We start from the raw sequence: 9,059 nt of genomic DNA, 5'->3' as shown, positions 1-9,059 counted from the left end.
TAAGGGGCCACCGGGCGGATGCTTGAAGGTTTTCAGGTAGGCCCCGGCAACGGAAACGGCCTGCCGTAGTTACGGATTTTTGCGCAAGCCTTGCGAGGCGAGTGCCGGAAGGGTCGGCTCCACGATTGGAGCGGAAAATGTCCGAAGCCCCCAACCTCCCCGGGGGGACCAGGAGTTGATGATGGGTTCTGAACTGCACGATTTCGACGTCGATCCGGCACAGGAAGGTCCGCAGCCCGGTCCTTCGTGGGCGAACAAGCGCTGGCCGATTACCGATGCTGCGGCGGGCGACGACCTGACCCAGGCAATGGACCCGATGGCGCTCAAGCTCGTCATCCAGAAGTCGGCCAAGAAGGGCGGCGCGCAACTGGACGAAGCGGCGCTGCAGCAGGCGGCGATGGATTCGATCCGCGCGATGACGCTGATCCGCACCTATCGCGTGCGCGGGCATCTTGCCGCCGATCTCGACCCGCTGGGCCTTGCCCGCCAGAAGCTCCCGGCCGACATCTCGCCCGAGTATCACGGCTTCACCGCCGCTGACGCCAAGCGCAAGATCTATCTCGGCGGCGTGCTGGGCCTCGAATGGGCGACGCTCGAAGAACTGGTCGCGATCCTGCGCGCCAACTACTGCGGGCACATCGGCTTCGAATACATGCACATTGCCGACGTGGAGGAGCGCAAGTTCATCCAGGACCGCATCGAGGGCGGCGACAAGTCGATCGACTTCACCCCCAACGGCAAGAAGGCGATCCTCGCCGCAGTGGTGCGCGGCGAGCAGTACGAGAAGTTCCTCGGCAAGAAGTACGTCGGCACCAAGCGCTTCGGCCTCGACGGCGGGGAATCGATGATCCCGGCGCTGGAAGCAGTGATCAAGTACGGCGGCCAGCTGGGCGTCAAGGAAATCGTCTACGGCATGGCCCATCGCGGCCGCCTGAACGTGCTCGCCAACGTGATGGCCAAGCCCTATCGCGTGATCTTCCACGAGTTCTCGGGCGGCTCGGCCAACCCGCAGGACGTGGGCGGATCGGGCGACGTGAAGTATCACCTCGGCACCTCGACCGACCGCGAGTTCGACGGGACCAAGGTGCACATGAGCCTTGTGCCCAACCCCTCGCACCTCGAGACGGTCGACCCGATCGTGCTCGGCAAGGTGCGCGCGCAGCAGGTGTTCCGCGACGACATCGGCGATGACGTCGGCCCCAATGCCCGCCACAAGCAGGTGTTGCCCGTGCTGATCCACGGTGACGCCGCGTTTGCAGGCCAGGGCATCGTGTGGGAGTGCTTCGGCCTTTCGGGCGTGCGCGGCTACAACACCGGCGGTTGCATCCACTTCATCATCAACAACCAGATCGGCTTCACCACCTCGCCGCAGTTCTCGCGCGGGTCTCCGTACCCGTCGGACGTGGCCAAGGGCGTGCAGGCGCCGATCCTGCACGTGAACGGCGACGATCCCGAAGCGGTGACCTTCGCCTGCAAGCTGGCGATCGACTACCGCCAGAAGTTCGGCCGCGACATCGTGATCGACATGTGGTGCTACCGCCGCTTCGGCCATAACGAGGGCGACGAGCCTTCTTTCACGCAGCCGCTGATGTACGCCAAGATCCGCCAGCATCCGGGCGTCAGCGACATCTATGCCAAGCGCCTCGTCGGCGAAGGTGTGATCGACGCCAACTACAAGGGCGAGATCGAGAGCCACTTCGTGGCGACGCTGGAGACCGAGTTCGAGGCGGCCAAGGGCTACAAGGCCAACGAGGCCGACTGGTTCGGCGGTCGCTGGTCGGGCTTCAACAAGCCGGCCGATCCGGTCACCGCGCGTCGCAACGTCGGCACCGGCATCGACCAGAAGCTGTTCGACAGCCTTGGCCGCACCCTGACCACGGTTCCGGCTGACCTGACCGTCCACAAGACGCTGGGCCGCGTGATCGACGCCAAGCGCGAGATGTTCTCGAGCGGACAGGGCTTCGACTGGGCGACCGGTGAAGCACTGGCGTTCGGCAGCCTCGTGTCCGAAGGCTATGGCGTGCGTCTTTCGGGCCAGGACTGCGGCCGCGGCACCTTCAGCCAGCGCCACGCGGTGTGGGTCGACCAGACCGACGAGCGCAAGTACGTGCCGCTCAAGACACTGCCGCATGGCACGTTCGAGGTGCTGGATTCGACGCTTTCGGAATATGGCGTGCTCGGCTTCGAATATGGCTATGCCAGCGCGGACCCGAAGAGCCTGGTGCTGTGGGAAGCGCAGTTCGGCGACTTCGCCAACGGCGCGCAGATCGTGATCGACCAGTACATCGCCGCATCCGAAGCCAAGTGGCTGCGCGCCAACGGCCTCGTCATGCTGCTGCCCCACGGGTATGAAGGACAGGGTCCGGAGCACTCGTCGGCGCGTATGGAGCGCTATCTCCAGCTCTGCGCCGAGGACAACATCCAGGTGTGCAATATCACCACGCCGGCCAACTACTTCCACGTGCTGCGCCGGCAGATGCACCGTCCGTTCCGCAAGCCGCTGATCATCATGACGCCCAAGAGCCTGCTGCGCCACCCGCTGGCAAAGTCGGTCGCTTCGGACTTCATCGGCGACGGACACTTCATGCGCATCCTGTCGGACATCAATCCGGCAGCGGACAAGGATACCCGCAAGGTCATCCTGTGTTCGGGCAAGGTCGCCTATGACCTGATCGAAGCGCGCGATGCGGCCGGGATCACCGACACGCAGATCATTCGCCTCGAACAGCTCTACCCCTTCCCCGGCGAGCCGCTGGCCCTGCGCCTTTCGCGCATGACCAACCTCGAGGAAGTGGTGTGGTGCCAGGAAGAGCCGCGCAACAACGGTTCGTGGTTCTTCGTCGAGCCGCTGATCGAGGAATCGCTGAAGGCCGCCAAGAGCAAGGTTGCCCGCGCCCGCTATGCCGGTCGCAACGCGGCGGCATCGCCCGCCACGGGCCTCGCCAGCCGCCATGCCAGCGAGCAGGGCGCACTGGTGGCTGATGCGCTGGGCCTTTCGGTACGTGGCGAGATCCGTCGCCAAAAGAAGAACTGATTTTCCTTCTCCCCGAGGAACATGAATTATGTCGATTGAAGTGAAGGTTCCGACGCTGGGTGAAAGCGTCAGCGAAGCAACCGTAGGCCAGTGGCTGAAGAAGCCCGGTGAGGCCGTGGCACTGGACGAGCCGATCGTCAGCCTCGAGACCGACAAGGTCGCGGTCGAGGTTCCGGCGCCTGCTGCAGGCGTGCTTGGCGCGCTGGTGGCCAATGAAGGCGACACCGTTTCGGTGGGCGCACTGCTCGCGCTGATCGAGGACGGCGTGGCAGCTGCGGGCGCACAGGCCCCTGCCCCGCGCACCGAGACTCCGGTTCCGCCCGCTTCGGCTTCGGAAGCCCCCGCTGCGGCTGCGCCATCGGGCGACGCTGCGGCACTTTCGCCGGCTGTGCGTCGTGCGGTGCTGGAATATGGCATCGACCCGTCGACCGTGAAGGGCACCGGCAAGGACGGCCGCCTGACCAAGGAAGACGTGATGGCAGCCGCTGCGGCCAAGCAGGCCTCCCCTGCCCCGGCAGTTTCGGCTCCGGCGGCGGCACCTGCCGCAACGGTCTCCGGCGGTCGCAACGAAGAGCGCGTGAAGATGACGCGCCTGCGCCAGACCATCGCCAAGCGCCTCAAGAGCGCGCAGGAAACCGCCGCACTGCTGACCACGTTCAACGACGTGGACATGAGCGCGGTGATGGAAGCGCGCGCCAAGTACAAGGACGTGTTCGAAAAGAAGCACGGCGTGAAGCTGGGCCTGATGTCGTTCTTCGCCAAGGCCTCGGTGCTGGCGCTGAAGGACATCCCTTCGGTCAATGCGCAGATCCAGGGCGATGAGATCGTCTACTTCGACTACGTCGACATCTCGGTTGCGGTTTCGGCGCCCAACGGGCTGGTCGTGCCGGTGGTGCGCGATGTCGACAAGCTCAGCTTTGCCGATATCGAGAAGTCGATCGCCAACTACGGCAAGGCGGCGCGCGATGGCACGCTGACCATGGCCGACATGGCGGGCGGCACCTTCACGATCTCCAACGGTGGTGTGTTCGGCGGCCTGATGTCGACCCCGATCATCAACCCGCCGCAGTCGGCCGTGCTCGGCCTGCACCGCATCGAGGACCGCCCGGTCGTCCGTAATGGCGAGATCGTGGTGCGCCCGATGATGTACATCGCGCTGTCCTACGACCATCGCATCATTGACGGCCGCGAGGCGGTGACGGCACTGAAGACGATCAAGGAAGCGATCGAGGATCCGACGCGTCTGCTGATCGATCTTTGATTTGTAACGATACCTTCGTCATTCCCGCGCAGGCGGGAATCCACTTCCCAGCGTTGTTGCTGGATTCCCGCGTTCGCGGGAATGACGAAAAGCTGGTAGTGACATGTTCGGTTTGCTGAACGGCAGTCACGCAACGGAGCCGGAAAATGGCTGAATACGATTACGACGTCCTTGTCATCGGTGCCGGTCCCGGCGGCTATGTCGCGGCGATCCGCGCGGCGCAGCTGGGGCTGAAGACGGCTTGTGCCGAAGGGCGCGAGACGCTCGGCGGGACCTGCCTCAACGTCGGCTGCATTCCGTCGAAGGCTCTGCTGCACGGGTCGGAGAAGTTCGACGAGGCGCGGAACGGCACTTTTGCCAACTATGGCATCAAGACCGGCACGGTCGAGCTCGATCTGGATGCGATGCAGGGGCAGAAGCTTGATTCGGTCAAGCAGCTGACGGGCGGCATCGAGTTTCTGTTCAAGAAGAACAAGGTGACCTGGCTCAAGGGCTACGCCGCGTTCGAGGACGCGCACAGCGTGACCGTGGCTGGCCAGAAGGTGACCGCGAAGAACATCGTGATCGCCACCGGTTCGAGCGTGACGCCGCTGCCTGGCGTGACTGTCGACAACGATGCGGGCGTGATCGTCGACAGCACTGGTGCCCTCGCCCTGAACCGTGTGCCGGAGCACATGGTGGTGATCGGCGGCGGCGTGATCGGGCTGGAGCTGGGCTCGGTGTGGCGTCGTCTGGGTGCCAAGGTCACGGTGGTGGAATTCCTCGACCAGTTGCTCCCCGGCATGGACGGCGACGTGCGCAAGGAAGCCGCCAAGATCTTCAAGAAGCAGGGCATGGACATCAAGCTCGGCACCAAGGTCACGGGCGTTGCTGTTGATGGCGGAAAGGCCACGCTGACCGTCGAGCCTGCCAAGGGCGGCGAGGCTTCGACCATCGAGGCTGACTGCGTGCTGGTGGCGATCGGGCGTCGTCCCAACGTCGATGGTCTTGGCCTCGACAAGATCGGGCTGGAACTGAACGCGCGCGGGCAGATCGAGACCGACCATGACTTTGCCACCAAGGTCGACGGCGTCTGGGCCATCGGCGACGTGATCCCCGGCCCGATGCTGGCGCACAAGGCCGAGGACGAGGGCATTGCCGTGGCCGAGAACATCGCCGGGCTGACGGGAATCGTGAACCACGACGTCATTCCGGGCGTGGTCTATACCATGCCTGAGTTCGCCGGTGTCGGTCTTACGGAAGAGGCCGCGAAGGAAAAGGGCGAGATCAAGGTCGGCAAGTTCCCGATGCTCGCCAACAGCCGTGCCAAGACCAACCATGAGCCGGACGGCTTCGTGAAGGTCATCTCGGACGCCAAGACCGACCGCGTTCTGGGCGTGTGGTGCATCGCTTCGGTTGCGGGCACGATGATCGCGCAGGCCGCACAGGCGATGGAATTCGGCGCGACCAGCGAGGACATCGCCTATACCTGCCATGCGCACCCGACCCATTCGGAAGCGCTGAAGGAAGCGGCGATGGCGGTGACCGGCAAGCCGATCCACATGTGATCGGGCTCGCTTGAGCGAACAGATGGGCCGTCCTTCGGGGCGGCCCTTTCCGTTTGCGCGCAAGGATTTGGCGATGCGGCGTGACATCGCGGGCCCACACTGCTAGCGGCCAAGCGGAATAGAGAGAGCAGACGAATATCATGGCAGGTTACAAGGAACCCGGTCTCGGCGATCGCCGCGATGCTTCGGCACAGGCGCGCGCCAAGGCGATCGAAGCGCTGAAGGCCAAGGCGAAGGCTCCGGTCGATCCGGCAGTGCTGGCCGAGAAGATTGCCCGCGCCGAGGCCAAGGAAAAGGCCGAGGCGGAAAAGCGCGAGGCGGCTCGCCTCAAGCGCGAGGAAGAGAAGGCCGAGAAGGCCCGGCGCGCCGCCGAGCAGGCGAACGCCCCTGCCCCGCCGAGCGCGGAAGAACTGGCGGCTGCGCAGAAGGCCGCACGCGATGCTCGCTACGCCGCCCGCAAGGCGCGGAAGAAGTAGGCGTTGGACACGCTCCTTCCGGTTCAGGAAACCTCGCCCAGCGCCGCTCCCCCGATGTGGGAGCTTGAGGATGGCGACGAACTGATCGACACCTGCCGCGTACCCGATGGCGCGCGGCTGCGGCTGGTGCGCAATGGCGGGGACTTCGTCATCCTGCTCGACCGCAACGAGCTGATGAGCACCGACGTCTGCGCTTCGGAAGTGCAACTTGCGGAAATGACCTGCGCGCGGCTGGCGGGGCGATCGAACCTGCAGATGCTGATCGGCGGTTATGGCCTCGGCTTCACGCTGCGTGCGGCGCTGGAAGTGCTGGACGATACCGCGCACGTAACTGTCGCCGAGATCGTGCCCGAGATCGTGCAATGGGCGCGCGGGCCGATGGCGGGGCTGACTGCCGGATGCCTTGATGACCGGCGCGTACAGCTGGTGCATGACGACGTGGCGATGCTGATCGACGCGGCGCGCGATGCTTACGACGCGATCCTGCTCGATGTCGACAACGGGCCGGAAGGGCTGACGCGGGCGCTCAACGGCTGGCTCTATTCGCGCGATGGCCTGCAGGCAGCGGCGCGGGCGCTGCGGCCGGGCGGCATTCTGGCGGTGTGGTCGGCATTTCAGGACCCGGCGTTCGTGGCGCTGCTGGGAGAAGCAGGGTTCACGGTCGAAGTGGCCAGCGTGGATGCGGGCGAGGAACCGCAGGCCGGACGCGATCCGCTGCATCATGTGATCTTCTTCGCGACGAAAGCCTGAAGCTTTCATTTGTGCCGTGCGGCTGCTGACGGTAACCGCAGGGTTTGAATCGAAGGAGTGCCACGATGGCCATCAAGCTGACCCTGACCGAAGACGAAACCGAAATCCTGATCGACGCGCTGGAAGCCGATCTCGAAGGCTACGTCGAAGCGGCCAAGGAAGCGCGCGGCAACAACAACCGCGAAGACGTGAAGACCTTCACCGAAGCGGCGACGCGCATCCAGGAACTCAAGGGCAAGCTGGAAGCGCTGCTGGGCAACTGAGCCCATGCGCATCGCGCGAGCTCTGGGCCTGCGCTATCCCATCGTGCAGGCACCGATGGCGGGGACCTCCACGCCCGCCCTCGCCGCTGCGGTGTGCGAGGCGGGCGCGCTGGGTTCGGTGGCGGTGGGTGCGATGGACGCAGGGGCTGCGCGAGCGATGCTGGCGGACCTGCGCGGACGGACCGACCGGCCGTTCAACGTCAATGCTTTCGTGCATCGCCGGGCGGTGCGCGAGCCGGTGGCGGAGCGGGCGTGGATTGCCGAGATGCAGCCGTTGTTCTCGCAGTTCGGCGCAGAACCACCTTCGGACCTGCGCGAGATCTATCGGTCCCTGAACGACGATCCCGAGATGCTCGCAGCGCTGATCGACGCTGCGCCTGCGGTGGTGAGCTTTCATTTCGGCCTGCCCTCGCCCGGGGCCATTGCCGCGCTCAAGGCGCGTGGGTGCCTCTTGGTGGCGAGTGCGACCTCGCTCGACGAGGCGCGGGCGGTGCAGGCTGCGGAAATCGATGCGATCGTGGCGCAGGGGATCGAGGCAGGTGGGCATCGCGGGGTGTTTGATCCCGATGTGCCTGACGAACAGCTTGGGACACTCGATCTGGTCAAGGTGATCGCCGCGCAGATCGACCTGCCGGTGATCGCGGCGGGCGGGATCATGGACGGCGCCGACATTCGACGGGCTCTGGCCGCAGGCGCGGACGCGGTGCAGATGGGGACGGCCTTTGTCGCTTGCCCGGAAAGCGCGGCGGACGACGGGTATCGTGCGGTTCTCGCCAGCACTACGGGAACGACATTGACCGATGCGATCTCGGGAAGACCGGCGCGGTGCCTCGACAACCGCTTTGTCGAGTGGGCCGGGCAGGTTCGAGCGAAGGCGCCGGGCTATCCGATGACTTACGATGCCGGCAAGGCGCTGATTGCGGCGGCGAAGTCCGCCGGCGAGGATGGCTGGGGGGCGCATTGGGCCGGTACGGCATTTGCGCGGGCACGGTCCATGCCTGCTCGAGACCTTGTGGCGCTGCTGGCGCGGGAGGCCGGGTTCGATGCCTGACATGCCCTCCGCCGACCTTTCCGCGCTGATCGGGCTGCTCGACCTTGCGGGCATTGCGGTGTTCGCGCTGACCGGGGCGCTGCTGGCGGCGCAACTCAGGCAGACGTTCGTGACAATGGCATTCTTTGCGCTCGTTACGGGCGTCGGCGGCGGGTCGGTGCGCGATCTGCTGATCGGCGCGCCGGTGTTCTGGGTGCGCGATCCGTGGGTGGCGCCGGTGTGCCTGGGCGTGGCGCTGGTGGCGTGGTTCACGCCGCATCGCTGGTGGGAAAGGCCGGTTCTCGAGTGGGCCGACGCGGCGGGGCTCGGGGCCTATGCGGTGCTGGGGACGGCAAAAGCGCTCGCTTTTGGGGTGACGCCCGTCCCGGCGGTGCTGATGGGGGTGATCACCGGCTGCGTCGGTGGGATCATCCGCGACGTACTGGCGGGCAGGCCGTCGATCCTGATGCGGCCGGAATTGTACGTGACCGCGGCAGCGCTTTCCGCAGGCGTTTGTGCAGCGGGCGCGGCGCTGGGCATGGACAAGGGGATCGTCTGGCCGGTGGCGGCTCTGGCCGGGTTTGCCCTGCGTGGGGCTGCGATCTGGTGGAAGCTGGGATTGCCGGTTTACACTTCCGGGGAGCGCGAGCGCTGAGTTCGCCCACCCCCAACCCCTCCCGCTTGCGGGAGGGGAGGAG

At 65.7% G+C, this 9,059-nt stretch carries 8 protein-coding genes; all 8 read left to right on the top strand.

Going from position 1 to position 9,059, the window contains the following annotated elements; genetic code table 11:
* The first annotated feature begins 181 nt into the window (after positions 1-181).
* Positions 182-3,034, top strand: coding sequence for a 2-oxoglutarate dehydrogenase E1 component (locus I2488_RS15955; RefSeq protein ID WP_196276805.1), 2,853 nt, complete (start codon positions 182-184; stop codon positions 3,032-3,034).
* Between the two features lie 28 nt (positions 3,035-3,062).
* On the top strand, positions 3,063-4,295 hold the full coding sequence (gene odhB / locus I2488_RS15950) for a 2-oxoglutarate dehydrogenase complex dihydrolipoyllysine-residue succinyltransferase (protein ID WP_196276804.1): 1,233 nt from the start codon (positions 3,063-3,065) through the stop codon (positions 4,293-4,295).
* Positions 4,296-4,441: 146 nt separating this feature from the next.
* Entirely contained in the window at positions 4,442-5,842 is a 1,401-nt protein-coding gene (gene lpdA / locus I2488_RS15945) for a dihydrolipoyl dehydrogenase (protein WP_196276803.1), read from the top strand.
* Positions 5,843-5,982: 140 nt separating this feature from the next.
* A complete protein-coding gene (locus I2488_RS15940) occupies positions 5,983-6,318 on the top strand; it encodes a DUF6481 family protein (RefSeq protein ID WP_196276802.1) in 336 nt (111 codons plus the stop codon).
* 54 nt (positions 6,319-6,372) lie between these two features.
* Positions 6,373-7,068 (top strand): spermidine synthase, encoded by a 696-nt coding sequence (locus tag I2488_RS15935; protein ID WP_196276829.1) that lies wholly within the window; start codon positions 6,373-6,375, stop codon positions 7,066-7,068.
* Between the two features lie 65 nt (positions 7,069-7,133).
* Entirely contained in the window at positions 7,134-7,331 is a 198-nt protein-coding gene (locus I2488_RS15930) for a hypothetical protein (RefSeq protein WP_196276801.1), read from the top strand.
* 4 nt (positions 7,332-7,335) lie between these two features.
* Positions 7,336-8,382, top strand: a complete 1,047-nt coding sequence (locus I2488_RS15925) for an NAD(P)H-dependent flavin oxidoreductase (protein WP_196276800.1) — start codon at positions 7,336-7,338, stop codon at positions 8,380-8,382.
* Positions 8,375-9,016: a trimeric intracellular cation channel family protein gene (locus tag I2488_RS15920; RefSeq protein WP_196276799.1), complete on the top strand. Its 642-nt coding sequence runs from the start codon at positions 8,375-8,377 to the stop codon at positions 9,014-9,016. The genes I2488_RS15925 and I2488_RS15920 overlap by 8 nt, the downstream gene beginning before the upstream one ends.
* The last annotated feature ends 43 nt before the right edge of the window (positions 9,017-9,059 follow it).

This window comes from Novosphingobium jiangmenense (assembly GCF_015694345.1).
Taxonomy (GTDB): Bacteria; Pseudomonadota; Alphaproteobacteria; order Sphingomonadales; family Sphingomonadaceae; genus Novosphingobium; species Novosphingobium jiangmenense.
The sequence above is the reverse complement of the archived record's forward strand: the minus strand, read 5'-3'. Positions and strand labels throughout refer to the sequence as shown.

Excerpts from the sequence above, each read along its gene's own strand:
- I2488_RS15940 (WP_196276802.1), top strand. The coding sequence starts at position 5,983 with ATGGCAGGTTACAAGGAACCCGGTCTCGGCGATCGCCGCGATGCTTCG.
- I2488_RS15955 (WP_196276805.1), top strand. The coding sequence starts at position 182 with ATGGGTTCTGAACTGCACGATTTCGACGTCGATCCGGCACAGGAAGGT.
- I2488_RS15935 (WP_196276829.1), top strand. The coding sequence starts at position 6,373 with ATGTGGGAGCTTGAGGATGGCGACGAACTGATCGACACCTGCCGCGTA.
- I2488_RS15925 (WP_196276800.1), top strand. The coding sequence starts at position 7,336 with ATGCGCATCGCGCGAGCTCTGGGCCTGCGCTATCCCATCGTGCAGGCA.
- I2488_RS15920 (WP_196276799.1), top strand. The coding sequence starts at position 8,375 with ATGCCTGACATGCCCTCCGCCGACCTTTCCGCGCTGATCGGGCTGCTC.
- odhB (WP_196276804.1), top strand. The coding sequence starts at position 3,063 with ATGTCGATTGAAGTGAAGGTTCCGACGCTGGGTGAAAGCGTCAGCGAA.
- I2488_RS15930 (WP_196276801.1), top strand. The coding sequence starts at position 7,134 with ATGGCCATCAAGCTGACCCTGACCGAAGACGAAACCGAAATCCTGATC.
- lpdA (WP_196276803.1), top strand. The coding sequence starts at position 4,442 with ATGGCTGAATACGATTACGACGTCCTTGTCATCGGTGCCGGTCCCGGC.